Below are 15159 nucleotides of genomic sequence, written 5' to 3' on the forward strand. Positions count from 1 at the left end.
TTGATGGGCTGGTTTAATTTTGGTAGAAAAAAATCTAGTAGAGATGTTGCATTAAAAAGAATGCAGAGTTTAGTGGGTAGTAGGAGAGAAAAAATTTCAAATATTTCTTTTGGAAAAAATGCAAATGTTGCAATTGCTGAAAGATATGATATGAATATTAATCCTAATGAGGTTTCTAAAGTAATCAGGGATTTCATAACTAAAAAATCAAAAATAGATGGAAAAAATATAAAAATACATATAAGCAAAGATGAAAATGGATATACTATAGTAACAAATATCTTTTTTAGATGAGGTGGAAATATGTTGAAAGAATTTAATATTTCAACTTCCAGCAGAAATGAATTTATTGAAATTACTCACCTAATAAAAAATTATATTAAAGAAAAAAAAATAGATGAAGGAATCGTTATTGTTTATACCCCTCATACAACCGCAGGAATTACTATTAACGAAAATGCTGACCCCTCTGTTAAAATGGATATAAAAACGTTTTTAAACAAATTAATACCTAATGAATCTTATTTTACTCATATTGAAGGAAATTCGGATTCTCACATTAAATCATCTTTAATAGGACCATCTTTAACCTTAATAATAAAAAATAATGATTTGTTATTAGGAACATGGCAAGGCGTTTATTTTTGTGAATTCGATGGCCCTAGAAGAAGAAAATTTTATTTAAAGATAATTAAAGGATAAGCGGGATTCTCCCGCATTTTTTTTATTGAATTTATAAATAAATGGTGTATAATTAAATCAGGGGGATTTTATGATTAAATTAAAATTTTCAAACGAAGATATTATACAAGAAGAAAATGATTTTCCTATAGGACTTATTGTATTAAAAAAAGGCGATTTGCTTTGTGAATCTGATTTTTGTAATTACAAAAAAATTTTTATAAATAAAGGTATTTTTTCAGAAGAATTTCTATTTAGAAAAAAATCATGTGAACTATTGAAAAATATTAGAAATAGTGAAATTATCCTTTTTGACGATGTAAATGAAGCTGATGATTTTTTGTCAAAAAATCCAAGTTTATTAAAATTAGCAATAGAAAAAAGAATAAATATGCTTATTAATATGAATGAAAAATTATCTTATAATTATGTTCCGAATGATGATTTATTATCATTAACTTTAGAAAAATCAAAAAAGTTTTTTAAAAATATTTATCGATATAACTGGTATCATTTTAATGATAGTTTTATCCAAAAATATATTTCAGCTAGAGAATTAATTATAGAAGAAAAATACGAAGATGCTTTAAATATTTTAAATAAAATTCCCCTAAACGAAATAAAAGATGAATTTTTTAAAGCTGAACTTGATATTTGGAAAATTTATTGTATTTTTTATTTAAAAGAGGTCAAAGCTCATAACTTATTTAATAAATTAAAATATAAATACGATTTTCTTGATTTATTAATTTCATTTAAAATTCTATATAATATCATTAATAATAAGAAATTAGATAATATATATAACTCTTATCTTAAAAAAGGGTACCTTATTCCCTCTCAAACTGTTTTATTTCATGAAGGAGAAGAAGGAAATTGGGCATTTTTAATTTTAAATGGAAGTATTTTTGTTTCTAAATTTCTTAATGAAAGAACAGAAATATTATTGAATATTTTGACTGAAGGTGAGGTCGTTGGGGAAATTGCTATTATAAAAGATATAAAAAGAACTGCTACTGTTTTTTCAAAAACTCCTACTCAAATAATCTTAATAAATTCGAAGAATCTTGAAAATCTTATTAATGAAAGTTATTTGTTGGGAAAAAATATATTAAAATCTCTTATTTATAGAGTAGATTTCCAAAAAGCTTTAATTAATAAAAAAACATTGAAAGATAAAACAAATTTTTTAATTAATAAATATACTATAGAACGTTTAAATACATTACACTTAACACCCATTCAATTTATAAATCTTTTCGGAACTAAAGAAAATGTAAATGATTTTTTGTTAGAAATTAATTCTGAAAAAATTGCTACTTTAAGGCCTGATGGTACTTTATATTTTAAAACTTAGGATGTGATTATATGAAAGAATTTTTATATGCTCCAGGAAAAATACTCATTAATGAAGGAGATAAAGTAAAAGAATTATTAATTTTAAAAGAAGGAAATGTTGAAACATTTTCCAGTTTTTGTCAATATAGTTCATTAGAAAAAAATGGAATATTTGGCTCAGAAATTCTAATTCCAGAAACAACTTCTTTTGAAACTATCAAAGTTATTGAAAATAGTAGAATTATTTCTATTGAAAAGGAATTGGTTGAAAAATTCTTACTATCAAATTCTAATTTAATTGTTCATCTTATAAAAAAATATATTTTAAAATTGATTTCCCTAAATAATAAAATATATTTTAATTCAAATAATAAAGAAATTTCTGAAAAAAAAGAAAATTTAAAGGATCAATTACTCAATAAAGCTGAATTATCAAAAAAATATATGAAAATAAACAGACGAAAGCTTTTTTACCATATAACTGATGATCAGATTCAATTATACTTTAAAGGAAGACATTTGTTTAACAAAGGAAAAATAAAAGAAGCTTTAAATATATTTAAAAAAATTCATTACTTTAATTTTGATATTTATTTTCAAGCTGAAATAGAAATCTGGAAGTATTTATCCATGATTTTAATTTCACCAGATAAAAAATATTATTTGGAAAAAACATTAAAAGAGAAATATCCTTTTATAAACGAGCTTTTTTCTTTTATGATTTTTGAAAGTATTATTACAAACAAACCATTACCAAAACCTATTGTCACATATTTAAAAAGTGGATATTTGATACCCTCAAATACTGTTTTATTTTATGAAGGTGAAGAGGGAGATTGGGCTTTTTTGATTTTAAAAGGTAATGTTAGAGTTTCACTATTTGATAATTCAGGTGAAAAATTATTAGCAATTCTATCAAATGAAGAAATTGTAGGAGAAATTGCTTCTCTAAAAGAAGTTCAAAGAACTGCTACTGTATTTACCTCAACTCTTTTACAAATAATAATAATAGAAAAGGATAATTTAGAAAATTTAATTAACAATGATCCAGCTTTTGGTTTAAAAATTGTCAAAAAACTAATAAAAAGATTAAATTTCGAGAAATTTTGGCACTCACCTCTATCTTTTGAAGAAAAATTAAAATTTATGATAAAAAAATATGGTAAAAATATATTGAATGATTCAAAATTGAAAATAAATGAAATAAAATATCTTTTTAGATTACCAAACAAGAAAGATAATGAATTAATAGATTACTTATATAAAAATAATATTGCCACCATGAGAGCTGATGGGACATTAAAGTTTATGTAGGAGGTAGAAATGAAAGTATTATTATTTTCTGAAGGAAAAAATCTTTTTAAAAAATCTGGTGTTGGAAAAGCTTTAGAACATCAAAAAAAAGCTTTGGAATTGGCTGAGGTTAATTATACTTTAAATCCAAAAGATGATTTCGATATTATACATATTAATACAATTGGATTTTTAAGTGAAAAACTACTAAAAAAATCAAAGAAATTAGGTAAAAAAGTAATAGTTCATACACATACAACTTATGAAGATTTTAAAAATAGCTTTACCTTTAGTAACTATCTTGCTCCTTTTATAAAAAAAAGGGTAATAACAATGTATTCCCATGCTGATATATTAATTTCACCATCAGAATACACAAAAAATTTAATTTTATCTTATGGAATTAAAAAGGATATAAAAGTGGTTTCTAATGGAGTTGATACAAACAAATTTAAATGCGACAATTATTCAAAAAAAATTTTTAGAAATTATTTTAATATCAAAAGGCCTTTGATATTATCTGTAGGACTACCTTTTGAAAGGAAGGGCATTCTGGATTTTTATAAATTAGCTAGAAAATTGCCTATCTATGATTTTGTTTGGTTAGGTGCAAAATTAAATATTATTCCTAAAAAAATTAAAAAAATTTTAAAAAATAAATTACCAAATTTAAAATTCCCCGGATATGTTTCAGACGAATTATTAATTTCCGCATTTTGTGAAGCTAATGTTTTTTTATTTCCAAGTTATGAAGAAAACGAAGGTATTGTAGTTTTAGAAGCTCTATCTTCAAAGACACCTTTAATATTAAGAGATATCCCAGTATATGATAAATGGTTAATTCATAAAAAACATTGTTTAAAATCTAACGGGATAGAAGATTTCATTAAAAATATTGATTCAATAATAAATAATAAAATTGATGTTGAAAAAATGGTTAATAATGGTAAAAAAATTGCTGAGGAACGTGATTTAAAAAATATTGGACTTAGATTAAAAAATATATACGGTGAGATTTATGAAAGAAAAGTATAAAAATGTTATTGGTATTATATCTTCAATTATAATAGGTGTTTTTGTAATTTTATTTATACAAAAATTTTATAAAACAGATATTATAAAAGAAATATATAAAATTAAAATTTGGGATATTGTTATTGTATTCTTTATATATTTCCTTGGATACATACTAGATTCTATAAGATATATGATCATTATAAAACAATTCGGAAAGAAAATAAGTTTTTTTACTTTACTATACAATAATATAATGGGATTATTTTTCTCCTCAATAACACCTTTTGCAGCTGGAGGGCAACCTTATCAGATTTATCATTTAAATAAACACGGGCTAGACATTGAGCACTCAACTAATATTGTTGTCTCCCGTTTTATTACTGCTATGATATTAAATTTATCAATTGCTCTTTTTTCTTATAAAAAAGTGATTAATGTTTTGTATGGCACTACATTTGAATCAGCATTAATAAATTTAGGATTAATAATTTCTTCTGGCATAACTTTTTTAATTTTAAGTGTTTTTATAAATTCTAATTTAATAGTTAAATTTCTCAATTTGTTTAAATTAAAAAAAATTGAGAAATTGAAAAATAAATATATTGAATGGTCTAAAAAATTAAAAAATAGCATTAAATTTTTATGGAATGAAAAATTTCATATTATGATATTGGATATTTTATTAAATTTAATAGTTTTATCATTACAAGCATACTCACTTTTTTATTTATTTACAAAATATGCAAATCTAGCAATAAATTTAGACAATTTTTTTATTGTATTTGGAACAATGATGTTATTAAATATGGTTGTATATTATATTCCAACTCCAGGAGCGAGTGGTACAATAGAAGCTTCATATCAACTAATATTTTCTTCCATATTAAAAATTCATAGTGGAGTATTATTATCTATTATTGGGTGGAGATTTTCAACTTATTATTTGCAAATTTTTTTAGGAATTGTATTCAGAACTTATGTAAAATTTTTTCGTAAGGAGAGTGAATAGTGAAAAATTTAATTGCCACAGCCTGTAATGAAAAATATGAAATTTTTTTATTACATAGTTGGTTTAAATCTTTAAGAGAAAATGTTAATTTGGATAAAACTGATATTGTTATATTTGATTTTGGATTGTCCCCTGAAGTTAAAAAAAAATTAACTAAAGAAAATGTTATTATAATTCAATCAAAAACAAAAGGTAAAATTGTAAATTCAAGATTTGTCGAACTATTAAAATTTTTAAAAGATAGACCTGAATACAAATCAATTTTAAATTGTGATTCTGGAGATATTATTTTTTTTGACGATATTTCCTTCTTATTTAATAAAAGTAGTGATTTTTTGGCAGTTTGTGAAGATATAAATCCCCCTATGCATATTATGATGAATAATAACAATATTTCTAATGAATTAAAAAATGAAATTTATAAAATTTTAAAAGGAAAAAAAATGATAAATGCTGGGTTTCTAATAGGTCCTCGAGATAAGTATATAGAATTACTAGAATTTATTATTTCTAACATTAATGATTTTAATGTGTGGGGATTGGATCAATTATTAATAAATTACTATCTTTATAAATACGGATTTAAAGAATTAGATTTTATTTATAATTTTATTCCCACAACTCACATTAATAATTTTTATTGTAAAAATGGCGTATTTTATACTAAAAATGGAAATAAAATTCCTGTTGTGCATAATGCTGGTGGAAAAAAATTCTTTAGACCAATAAAAAAATTCGAATATGGACAAAATAAAATAAAAATTAATAATTCGGTTATATGGTTGTTAAGAATATTATATAAACTTTCAAAATAATATAAAAAAGTATTTTATAGTAAAAAATTAATATTTATGATAATATTTTAAAGAGGTGAAATAATGAATATAGGTATTTTTTCTGATGTTTATTTTCCTCAAAAGAATGGAGTTTCAACCGCTGTTAAATTATATAAAGAAGAAATGGAAAAATTAGGGCATAATGTATACTTATTTGTCCCAAAATATTCCAATAATTATAAAAGAAATGAAAAAAATGTGTTTGAATTTCCAGCAATAAAGTTTTTGTTTGAAAAAGAACAAAGAATTGCTTTACCTATTTCAACAGATATTTTTAAGATAAAAGATTTAAATCTTGATATAATCCATTCTCAAGATCCATTTTCAATGGGAATATTCGCAGAGTTTATGGCTAAATTATTAAAAACAAAACATATTGGTACTCATCATACAATGTATGAATACTATAGAAATTACCTACCATTAATTATTAGACCAACACTTAAACAAACTCAAAGAATGATAAGAAATTGGTGTTTGAAATTAGATAAAGTAATATCTCCCACAACAAATATTAAAGAGCTTTTAGTTAGCTATGGTGTTCCTGATGATCATGTTGTAGTTATTCCGACTGGAATTGATATTAATAAATTTAATGAAGAAGTCATATGGAATCTTAGAGATGAATATAATATTTTACCTGAAGAAAAAATATTGCTATTTGTAGGGAGATTAGGACCAGAAAAAAATATAGATTTTTTAATAAAAGTATTTCATAAAATATTCCACGAAGAAAGAAATGTTAAATTTGTTATTGTTGGCGATGGTGTAGAAAAAAATAAATTAGAAGAATTAGTTATTGAATTAGATTTACATGAAAATGTAATATTTACAGGCGGGCAACCACGCGAAAAAGTTTTGGATGCATATAAACAGGCAGATTTATTTATTTTTGCATCGTATACAGAAACGCAAGGCTTAGTAGTTTTAGAATCTATGGCTGCAGGTACTCCAGTTGTTGCTTTAGGTAAAATGGGAGTATACGACCTTTTAAATCACGAAAATGCAGGTGGAATAATGATTAAAGAATTAAATGAAGATGATTTTGTTCATGAGATATTAAAGGTTTTGCGAGATAAAGATTTATACAAAATTTTATCTGAAAATGGAATAAGATTTGTTAAAGAAAATTATTCTATAGAAATTTCAGTAAAAAAAATTATAGAAGTATACAATAGTGTATTAAATGTTGACAAAAAATAAGATTTATGATAAAATTTTTTAGGTAACGTGGGTGCTTAGCTCAGTGGGAGAGCGCTTCCTTGACGCGGAAGAGGTCGCAGGTTCAATCCCTGCAGCACCCACCATTTTTTTATAAGGGGAGAAAACATGGATGTCTTATTTTTTTCTATTTTATTTTCAATGACATTTCAATTGTTGGGAAAATATTTAAACCTTTATAAAACATTTATAAGCAAAAAAAATATTCAAAATCTTTCTAATATGAATTTGAAAATTTCTATTATAATCCCAACTTATAATGAAGAAAAAGTTATTAGAAGAAGTATAGAATATATTCAAAAAAACAAATATAAAAATTTTGAAATAATAGTTATAGACGATAATTCTACCGACAAAACTTTTGAAATATTAAAAGAACTGGAAATTGAATTTAAAAATTTGCGAGTTTTAAGAAAAAAAAGAATAAAGGGAAAACCACAATCAATCAATGAAGCTTTTGAGTATATTACAGGGGATATCGTTTTATTTTTAGACGCAGACACATTAATTGACGAAGATTTTTTAGAAGAACATATAAAATATTTTTATAATCCTAAAACAAATATGATATATGTTGACTTTGAAGCATATAATTACAAAGAAAATTTGATTTTTGATTATCAGGAAATATATTTTGAATTTAGTCGAAATATTTTATATTCAAATTTATTCTCAAAGGCTGTTTTTATGGGAAATGGTGTATTTATCAAAAAAAATATACTAAAAAAGGTTTTGCCTTTAGATACAGCAACTTTAGTGGATGACGTTCATTTGGCAATAAAATTAAATCAAATGAAAATCAATCAAATTTTTGTTATCTCTCCTAAAACTAAAATCCAATATGTATCAAATTTAAAAGATTTATTTTTTCAACACAAGAGATGGTATATAGGTGGTATTGAAGAGTTTCTTAAAGCATTAAAATATAGGGATTTTAATGTAGTTTTTATTAATTTTTTTCTTATCCTATTATTAATTTTTCCAATCTTATCGTTTTTAATTCTTTTTAAAAACTTAGCTCTTGGTATATTTCTATTAAAGAATTTTTTCAGTATTATGTGGGGGCTAAATCTTGGTTCAGCATTATTATTGACCAGAAAAATGAAAATTCCAAGATTTTTAATAAATATATTTATCACAACACCGTTTATGTTATTCTTTGAATACATTGTATTATTAAATGCTTACTTATCTTTAAACAAAAAAGAAAAAATATGGTATAAAGTAAAAAGAGAAAAAATATAACGGCCTACATGGCCGTTATATTTATATTTTATATTCTTGATATTCTTCCCAAATTCGAAGATTTTACTATTCCAGCACCAATCAAAAATAAAATAATATAAATATATTCATCAATATTGTTTTTTAGATTAAACCATAAAGGCAATTTATTTACAAGTATAATCAATGCCACAGAAAAAGAGAAACCTTCTAATCCTCTTAAAATTATTCTTTTCATTAGAAATTTATAAAAATATGATTCCCTTGTATACCCAAAAGATAATATCATAGATCTAAATCTACTATCAAATTTATCTTTAGCAGTCATATAAGATCTTACATAAAATATTATCAATATAATAAATAATGAAAAATTTGAAATTTTTAAATATTCAACACTCATTATTTTTATAAATAAAATCATCACAACAAAATTATACAAATTCATCCATTCAAAAATTATTGGAAATTTTTTATTAGATATTATATAATGCTGTGCTATAAAAAAGGCTATAAAAGAGGCTATAAAACACTCAAATAATATCCGCAATATTTGGTACATTTAATCCTTCCTTTCTTTATCTACTTCCTCTTTAGTTGATTTTGCCTCAAATAATGTAGCAACTGAACCAAGAACACCGATAACATCATAAGGAATAAATAACTTTGAAGCTTTCCCATTTGCCATTTCTTTTAATGCTTCTAAATATTTTACTCTTAAAAGATCCGTTGTCGGTTTCCCATCATGAATTGCTTTAAATACATTTAAAATAGCATGAGCTTGACCTTCTGCTTCCACTTCATATTTATATTTTTGCGCTTCTGCTACTCTTTTAACAGATTCAGCTTGACCTTCTGCTTTTAAGATAGCAGATCTTTTATCCCCTTCTGCTCGTAAAATTGCTGCTTGCTTATATCCTTCTGCTTCTAAAATAGAAGCCCTTTTCATTCTTTCAGCTTTCATTTGCTTACTCATTGCATCCATAATATCATTTGGAGGATCAATTTTCTTAATTTCAACTCTAGTTACTTTTACACCCCATTTATCCGTAGCTTCATCTAAAACTTCTCTAAGTCGTGTATTAATCATTTCTCTAGAAGTTAATGTTTCATCCAATTCTAATTCACCAATAACATTTCTCAAATTAGTTTGGGCTAATTTTATTGCTGCTACTTCAAAATTATTAACATTATATATTACTCTAAATGCTTCTGTTACTTCATAATAAATTACAGCATCTACAGTAACAATAACATTATCTTTTGTAATAACTTCTTGCGGTGGTACATCAATAACTCTTTCTCTCATATCAACTTTAATTAATCTATCCAAAAAAGGTACAATAAACTGTAATCCTGGTTGAGCTTCTCTATGAAATTTACCTAATCTTTCAACTAAACCTTTTTCATACGGCCTAATAATTTTTAAACTCGTGGCAGCTAAAAATAATAAAAATATCGCCAAAATACCATATAAATACATTTTACCCCCTCCTTACAATTGTTTTTTTACTATAAGAAAATTCGATTCCCTTTTTAAAACAATTACTTTATCACCTTTATTTATTTTTTCATCAATTGAATATGCTCTCCATTCTTCACTAAAAACTTTAATAATTCCAGAGGTGTCTTTATCAAAATCATTTAATGCAATTCCTGTTTTTCCTATTAATTCATCTAAGTGAAAATTTTTTGAATTTTCAGGTTCAAACCATTTTTTTACTATTTTTCGTGAAAATAACCATAATATTGTGGATAAAATTATAAAAGTTGTAGAAGTAATAAATTTATTTGAAACAAACACACCTAATATAGATGTGATAAAGGAACTAATTCCAAACCAAAGGAAAAAGAATGTAGGAGTAATAATTTCAAGAATAATAAATATTATACCTAAAATAAGCCAAAATTGCCATTCCAACATCTAACCCCCCCTTTCACATTAAATAATAGAAACTTCCTCTGGATGAACAATATGGAATTCAATATCAGGATATTCATCTCTTAGTTCTTTAATTGTTTTTTTTATTAATTTGTTATATCTACTAGAAATATGATATAATATTACTCTTTTTGGTTTTATTATCGATAATAATTTTTTTATTTCATCTAAAGATGTATGATTTCTTAGTTTTCTATCTTTTTCTTTTATGAATGTGCACTCATGAATTAAAGTATCAGTATCTTCTATAATATCAGGAGAAATAGGTAAAGAATCTCCGCTTATTGTAATCAACTTTTTTGTATATTCCTCCAAAATATTTTCTTTTCCTTTTTCAGCTATCATCTTTTTTATTTCTTCACCAGATAGATTATTAAAAATAGCTTTCAATTTTCTTCTTCTTTCCAAAATTTGAAATCCTATAGATTTTTCGCCTGGGGTATGTCTTGTTTTGAAAATTTCTAAATATCTATTATTTTTTAAATTTATTATATCTCCATGCTCTACTTCATATATGGATAATTTAAATCTTAAGTGCCTATTCATTCTTTGTATAAAATTTAAATATTCCTCAATATTTTTCGAATTTTTAGGATAATAAATTTCAAGATTTTTTTCTCTACTCCCCATAGCATTATTACGAGTATTTATAAATCCCCATAATCCAGCTATATGATCAACATGAGAATGTGAAATAAATATCTTTTCTATGCTATATATTTTATTTCCTAAAACAGAACTGATTCCTTCTCCTACATCAAATAAAAGTCTATCAGGTTTATAATATATCCATGTTGTATATAATGCTTTTGATCTAATTATAAATTCCAAAACATTCACCATCCATTAGTCTAAAGGTTCTACTTTTAATTTTATCTCTCCTTTTACTCCTTCTGGCAATTTTAACTTTAATGTATATAGTCCTATTTCTTTTATATTGATTTTTTCTGCAATCCATCTTTTATCAAAATCTATATTTGTTGATTCTTTAATTAAATTCGATACATCATTTGAAGTTATAGCACCAAATAGTTTTCCATTAGCCCCTGTTTTTATTTTTATTTTATAAACTCTTTCCTGTAATTTCTTTAACAATTTTTCGTTTTTTTCTTTCCTTCTTTGTTTAACTTCTGTTTTAACCTCTTGTATTTTCTTAACATGTTTTATTTCGCCATCTTTAGCTTCAATAGCTAATCCTCTAGGAATCAAGTAATTTCTTCCATAACCATCTGAAACTTTAACTATTTCTCCCTTTTTACCAACTTTAGCAACATCTTTTAATAACATAACTTTCATTTTATCAACCTCCATTACTTTTATTTTTATTTAAGTATACCATATTTATTTTAAATTTAAGTTTTATATTTTTAAATAGAAAAAAGGAGGCTTAAGCCTCCTTTTGATTAGTCATTTATGAAAGGTAATAATGCCATTTGTCTTGCTCTTTTTATAGCTGTCTTAACCATTCTTTGATGCTTTGAACAATTACCATTTAATCTTTTTGGAATAATTTTACCTTTTTCATTTATAAAATCTTTTAATAAGTCTGTATTTTTATAATCTATATATTCAACTTTCATTGAGCATAATTTACATTTCTTTACTCTTCTTGGTCTTCTAAATGCCATTTAATTCACCTCCTAAAAATTTGGTGGGGTATCATCTTCCGGATTACCATCATCAATAGGAAAAAATTGCGGAAAATCATCATTAGTAAAATCATCCAGATCATCTGATATTTCATCAATATTCGGTTCAATAACTTCAATTTGAGAATTATTCTCAAAATTGTCAGTAATATAAGCATCTCTGCTTGCCTTTGATTCCATAAATTGTATACTTGATGCTGAAACCTCTGCTCTTTCTCTATAGTTATTATTTTGATCTCTCCAGGTATTTATTCTTAATGCTCCTTCGACAAGAATTAAAACACCTTTTTTTAAATAATTTTCAGCAAATTCAGCCTTTTTCCCAAAAACAACAATTCTAATAAAATCTGTTTTTTGACCATTAAAGTCATTATTCCAATTAGGCCTATCTACAGCTAATGTAAAATTAGCTACTTTATCTCCTGATGTTGTCATTCTAACTTCAGGATCACGAGTAAGCCTACCTACTAAAATAACCCTATTAAATGAGTAACTCATATTTTCATCCCTATCATTCTTCAGTATTTACAGGTTCTTCAACTATTACTTCTTGATTTTCCACAGCTTTTTTTTCTTTACTTTTTTCAGCTTTTTCTAAATCTTCTCTTCTAAATACTTGCCATCTAAAAGTGTTTTGACTATTAATTTTAAAAAGTTTGTCTAATTCATTTACATTCTCTGGAGAAGCTTTAAAAACACCCCAAGTATAATCACCTTCAGTATAACCTTGATGGGTTCTATAAGCTAATTTCTTAACGCCCCATCTTTCCCAATGTTGGATTTCACCACCAATTTTTTCTTCAATCCAACCCTTTACTTTTTCTGATTCATTGTTTCTAGCTTCCTCAGATAATTCTGGAGAAACAATAAACATAACCTCATAAATTCTTTCCTTCATACTACACCTCCTCGGACATTTTGGCCCTTTTAAGAGCGGGATTTTTTTCTTCAATATTATACCAAAAAATACATTTATATGGAAATTTTTAACACAATCTTATTCAAATTAATAAATATTTGAAACTAAAATTGCAACTTATATATTTTTATGCTATACTATTTTTAGGAGGTAATATAATGTATAATCTTGAAACACAAGTATTCGTATCTTTTGATTTAGAAACTACTGGGTTATCTCCCTATTTAGGAGATAGAATTATTGAAATTGCTGCTATTCCAATATTCAATGGAAAAATTAAAAGAAAATATGAATTTCATACATTAATAAACCCAAAAATCACCATTCCTGTTGAAGGTTCTCAGTTCCATAAATTAAACAATAAAGATATAGAAAATGCTCCAACCATAATTGAAATTTTTCCTAAATTTAAAGAATATATTTCTAACACGATATTAGTTTCTCATAACGCAAAAATGGACATGATGTTTTTAGATGTAGCCGCAAAAGAAAGTGGTATTTTACCTATTGAAAATTATTATATTGACACATTAGAAATCTCAAAAGTTCTATTAAATAAAGGTCCATATTCATTAGAATATCTTTCTAAAAAGTTTAATATTTACACAGGAAAGTCTCATAGAGCTCATGATGATGCTTTAATGACAGCTAAACTGTTTCTTATATTTATCAAAAGATTTGGCTTAAGAAGTTTGGGGGAATTTATAAAAAAATGGAGGGGATAGTATGGTAAAAAACTATGTTTTGGATACGAATGTCTTAATCCATGATCCTAAAGCTATTTTTAATTTTGAAGACAACAATGTAATTATTCCTTTTCCTGTATTAGAAGAAATTGATAATTTAAAAACCAGAGGTGAAAGAACAGGAGCTGCAGCACGTGAAGTTAATAGAATTTTAGACAATTTAAGAAAAAAAGGAAATTTAAGAAAAGGTATAAAATTAGAAAATGGCGGATTAATAAAAATTATGACAATTGAACGAGAAGATAATATAAAAATCCCACAATTTCTTGGAAAAAAAATGGATGATTATATATTAGCCTATGCTATTTATTTAAAGAAAAAAAACCATGTCCCTACCTATTTAGTTACTAAAGATCTTAATTTAAGAATAAAAGCTGAAGCAGCTGGTATAGATGCTCAAGATTATTTAACAGATAGAGTTGAATACGAAAATTATTTTCAGGGTTTTATAGAATTAAATGTCGATAAAAAACTTGTATCTAAAGAGAAAATAAATTTTAATTTATTAAATTTAGAAAAAAAGCCTGCTCCAAATACCTACTTCGATTTAAATGATGGTAACTATTATAGATATTCAGGAAAAGAAGACTCTTTGATAAAACTTGAGGTTTCTTATTTCACTGAAGTTTTCGGAATCAATCCTAGAAATAGAGAGCAAATTTTTGCTTTTGATGCCTTATTAAACGATGAGATACCTTTAGTAACATTAGTTGGAAGCGCTGGAACCGGTAAAACATTATTAGCTTTAGCTGTTGGATTATCAAAAGTATTAGATGAAAAAAAGTATAAAAAATTATTAGTATCAAAACCTGTTGTTCCAGTGGGTAAGGATATTGGTTATTTGCCTGGTTCCATACAAGAAAAAATGAAACCATGGCTACAACCAATTTATGATAATTTTGAATTTCTATTTCAAGGAAAAGGCAAAAAACCAGATGAATACTTGCAAAAAAAGGATATTTTAGAGATAGAGGTTTTATCATTTATTAGAGGAAGATCGATACCTGAACAGTATATGATAATTGATGAAGCTCAAAACCTAACTCCTCATGAAATAAAAACTATTATAACAAGAGTAGGAGAAAACACTAAAATTATTTTGACTGGAGATCCTTTTCAAATAGACAATCCTTATCTTGGTTTCTCGTCAAATGGATTAACTTATACTTCATCAAAACTTAAAAATTCTGAGTTATCTGCTCACGTATATTTATTGAAAGGTGAAAGATCTGAACTTGCTACAAAAGCTGCAGAACTATTGTAAAATCATTTTAAGAATTTTAA

19 protein-coding genes and 1 tRNA gene are annotated in these 15159 nt (G+C 25.0%); 12 read left to right on the plus strand and 8 right to left on the minus strand.

The window, feature by feature from the left end; all coding sequences use genetic code 11:
- Positions 1-3 precede the first annotated feature (3 nt).
- The 10 genes from ACYQ44_RS02110 (at position 4) to ACYQ44_RS02155 (ending at position 8640) form a co-directional block, all read left to right on the plus strand.
- On the plus strand, positions 4-294 hold the full coding sequence (locus ACYQ44_RS02110) for a hypothetical protein (protein ID WP_459994855.1): 291 nt from the start codon (positions 4-6) through the stop codon (positions 292-294).
- Between the two features lie 9 nt (positions 295-303).
- Positions 304-702 carry a secondary thiamine-phosphate synthase enzyme YjbQ gene (locus ACYQ44_RS02115; RefSeq protein ID WP_459994857.1) on the plus strand — a complete coding sequence of 133 codons (399 nt, stop codon included), beginning with the start codon at positions 304-306 and terminating at the stop codon, positions 700-702.
- Positions 703-772: 70 nt separating this feature from the next.
- Positions 773-2038: a cyclic nucleotide-binding domain-containing protein gene (locus ACYQ44_RS02120; protein WP_459994858.1), complete on the plus strand. Its 1266-nt coding sequence runs from the start codon at positions 773-775 to the stop codon at positions 2036-2038.
- An 11-nt stretch (positions 2039-2049) separates the two neighbouring features.
- On the plus strand, positions 2050-3333 hold the full coding sequence (locus ACYQ44_RS02125; RefSeq protein WP_459994859.1) for a cyclic nucleotide-binding domain-containing protein: 1284 nt from the start codon (positions 2050-2052) through the stop codon (positions 3331-3333).
- Positions 3334-3342: 9 nt separating this feature from the next.
- A complete protein-coding gene (locus ACYQ44_RS02130; RefSeq protein ID WP_459994860.1) occupies positions 3343-4347 on the plus strand; it encodes a glycosyltransferase family 4 protein in 1005 nt (334 codons plus the stop codon).
- Complete coding sequence (locus ACYQ44_RS02135; RefSeq protein WP_459994862.1) at positions 4331-5338, plus strand: lysylphosphatidylglycerol synthase transmembrane domain-containing protein; 1008 nt, start codon at positions 4331-4333, stop codon at positions 5336-5338. Before ACYQ44_RS02130 ends, ACYQ44_RS02135 begins: the two co-directional genes overlap by 17 nt.
- A complete protein-coding gene (locus ACYQ44_RS02140) occupies positions 5338-6153 on the plus strand; it encodes a putative nucleotide-diphospho-sugar transferase (protein WP_459994864.1) in 816 nt (271 codons plus the stop codon). Before ACYQ44_RS02135 ends, ACYQ44_RS02140 begins: the two co-directional genes overlap by 1 nt.
- A gap of 63 nt (positions 6154-6216) precedes the next feature.
- Positions 6217-7377 carry a glycosyltransferase gene (locus tag ACYQ44_RS02145; protein ID WP_459994866.1) on the plus strand — a complete coding sequence of 387 codons (1161 nt, stop codon included), beginning with the start codon at positions 6217-6219 and terminating at the stop codon, positions 7375-7377.
- Between the two features lie 29 nt (positions 7378-7406).
- Positions 7407-7481 (plus strand) — tRNA-Val (locus ACYQ44_RS02150).
- A gap of 22 nt (positions 7482-7503) precedes the next feature.
- Positions 7504-8640, plus strand: coding sequence for a glycosyltransferase family 2 protein (locus ACYQ44_RS02155; RefSeq protein WP_459994867.1), 1137 nt, complete (start codon positions 7504-7506; stop codon positions 8638-8640).
- A 28-nt stretch (positions 8641-8668) separates the two neighbouring features.
- Here the strand turns inward: ACYQ44_RS02155 and ACYQ44_RS02160 are convergent, their stop codons facing one another.
- From ACYQ44_RS02160 to rpsF, 8 genes are all read right to left on the minus strand, one after another.
- Complete coding sequence (locus tag ACYQ44_RS02160) at positions 8669-9043, minus strand: hypothetical protein (protein ID WP_459994869.1); 375 nt, start codon at positions 9041-9043, stop codon at positions 8669-8671.
- Between the two features lie 138 nt (positions 9044-9181).
- Positions 9182-10102, minus strand: coding sequence for an SPFH domain-containing protein (locus tag ACYQ44_RS02165; RefSeq protein ID WP_459994870.1), 921 nt, complete (start codon positions 10100-10102; stop codon positions 9182-9184).
- Between the two features lie 12 nt (positions 10103-10114).
- Positions 10115-10543, minus strand: a complete 429-nt coding sequence (locus ACYQ44_RS02170) for an NfeD family protein (protein WP_459994871.1) — start codon at positions 10541-10543, stop codon at positions 10115-10117.
- A gap of 18 nt (positions 10544-10561) precedes the next feature.
- Positions 10562-11404, minus strand: coding sequence for an MBL fold metallo-hydrolase (locus ACYQ44_RS02175; RefSeq protein WP_459994873.1), 843 nt, complete (start codon positions 11402-11404; stop codon positions 10562-10564).
- 3 nt (positions 11405-11407) lie between these two features.
- Positions 11408-11857 (minus strand): 50S ribosomal protein L9, encoded by a 450-nt coding sequence (gene rplI, locus ACYQ44_RS02180; protein ID WP_459994874.1) that lies wholly within the window; start codon positions 11855-11857, stop codon positions 11408-11410.
- A 107-nt stretch (positions 11858-11964) separates the two neighbouring features.
- Positions 11965-12189 (minus strand): 30S ribosomal protein S18, encoded by a 225-nt coding sequence (gene rpsR, locus ACYQ44_RS02185; protein ID WP_459994875.1) that lies wholly within the window; start codon positions 12187-12189, stop codon positions 11965-11967.
- A 12-nt stretch (positions 12190-12201) separates the two neighbouring features.
- Positions 12202-12708: a single-stranded DNA-binding protein gene (locus ACYQ44_RS02190; RefSeq protein ID WP_459994876.1), complete on the minus strand. Its 507-nt coding sequence runs from the start codon at positions 12706-12708 to the stop codon at positions 12202-12204.
- A gap of 13 nt (positions 12709-12721) precedes the next feature.
- Positions 12722-13108 carry a 30S ribosomal protein S6 gene (rpsF, locus tag ACYQ44_RS02195; RefSeq protein WP_459994878.1) on the minus strand — a complete coding sequence of 129 codons (387 nt, stop codon included), beginning with the start codon at positions 13106-13108 and terminating at the stop codon, positions 12722-12724.
- 179 nt (positions 13109-13287) lie between these two features.
- Here rpsF and ACYQ44_RS02200 point away from each other — a divergent pair, with 179 nt between their 5' ends.
- Positions 13288-13854: a 3'-5' exonuclease gene (locus ACYQ44_RS02200; protein ID WP_459994880.1), complete on the plus strand. Its 567-nt coding sequence runs from the start codon at positions 13288-13290 to the stop codon at positions 13852-13854.
- Position 13855: 1 nt separating this feature from the next.
- Positions 13856-15139, plus strand: a complete 1284-nt coding sequence (locus tag ACYQ44_RS02205; protein ID WP_459994881.1) for a PhoH family protein — start codon at positions 13856-13858, stop codon at positions 15137-15139.
- The last annotated feature ends 20 nt before the right edge of the window (positions 15140-15159 follow it).

The organism is Marinitoga arctica, from assembly GCF_054657315.1.

Excerpts from the sequence above, each read along its gene's own strand:
- ACYQ44_RS02110 (WP_459994855.1), top strand. The coding sequence starts at position 4 with ATGGGCTGGTTTAATTTTGGTAGAAAAAAATCTAGTAGAGATGTTGCA.
- ACYQ44_RS02115 (WP_459994857.1), top strand. The coding sequence starts at position 304 with ATGTTGAAAGAATTTAATATTTCAACTTCCAGCAGAAATGAATTTATT.
- ACYQ44_RS02120 (WP_459994858.1), top strand. The coding sequence starts at position 773 with ATGATTAAATTAAAATTTTCAAACGAAGATATTATACAAGAAGAAAAT.
- ACYQ44_RS02125 (WP_459994859.1), top strand. The coding sequence starts at position 2,050 with ATGAAAGAATTTTTATATGCTCCAGGAAAAATACTCATTAATGAAGGA.
- ACYQ44_RS02130 (WP_459994860.1), top strand. The coding sequence starts at position 3,343 with ATGAAAGTATTATTATTTTCTGAAGGAAAAAATCTTTTTAAAAAATCT.
- ACYQ44_RS02135 (WP_459994862.1), top strand. The coding sequence starts at position 4,331 with ATGAAAGAAAAGTATAAAAATGTTATTGGTATTATATCTTCAATTATA.
- ACYQ44_RS02145 (WP_459994866.1), top strand. The coding sequence starts at position 6,217 with ATGAATATAGGTATTTTTTCTGATGTTTATTTTCCTCAAAAGAATGGA.
- ACYQ44_RS02155 (WP_459994867.1), top strand. The coding sequence starts at position 7,504 with ATGGATGTCTTATTTTTTTCTATTTTATTTTCAATGACATTTCAATTG.
- ACYQ44_RS02160 (WP_459994869.1), bottom strand. The coding sequence starts at position 9,043 with ATGATTTTATTTATAAAAATAATGAGTGTTGAATATTTAAAAATTTCA.
- ACYQ44_RS02165 (WP_459994870.1), bottom strand. The coding sequence starts at position 10,102 with ATGTATTTATATGGTATTTTGGCGATATTTTTATTATTTTTAGCTGCC.
- ACYQ44_RS02170 (WP_459994871.1), bottom strand. The coding sequence starts at position 10,543 with ATGTTGGAATGGCAATTTTGGCTTATTTTAGGTATAATATTTATTATT.
- ACYQ44_RS02175 (WP_459994873.1), bottom strand. The coding sequence starts at position 11,404 with ATGGTGAATGTTTTGGAATTTATAATTAGATCAAAAGCATTATATACA.
- rplI (WP_459994874.1), bottom strand. The coding sequence starts at position 11,857 with ATGAAAGTTATGTTATTAAAAGATGTTGCTAAAGTTGGTAAAAAGGGA.
- rpsR (WP_459994875.1), bottom strand. The coding sequence starts at position 12,189 with ATGGCATTTAGAAGACCAAGAAGAGTAAAGAAATGTAAATTATGCTCA.
- ACYQ44_RS02190 (WP_459994876.1), bottom strand. The coding sequence starts at position 12,708 with ATGAGTTACTCATTTAATAGGGTTATTTTAGTAGGTAGGCTTACTCGT.
- rpsF (WP_459994878.1), bottom strand. The coding sequence starts at position 13,108 with ATGAAGGAAAGAATTTATGAGGTTATGTTTATTGTTTCTCCAGAATTA.
- ACYQ44_RS02200 (WP_459994880.1), top strand. The coding sequence starts at position 13,288 with ATGTATAATCTTGAAACACAAGTATTCGTATCTTTTGATTTAGAAACT.
- ACYQ44_RS02205 (WP_459994881.1), top strand. The coding sequence starts at position 13,856 with ATGGTAAAAAACTATGTTTTGGATACGAATGTCTTAATCCATGATCCT.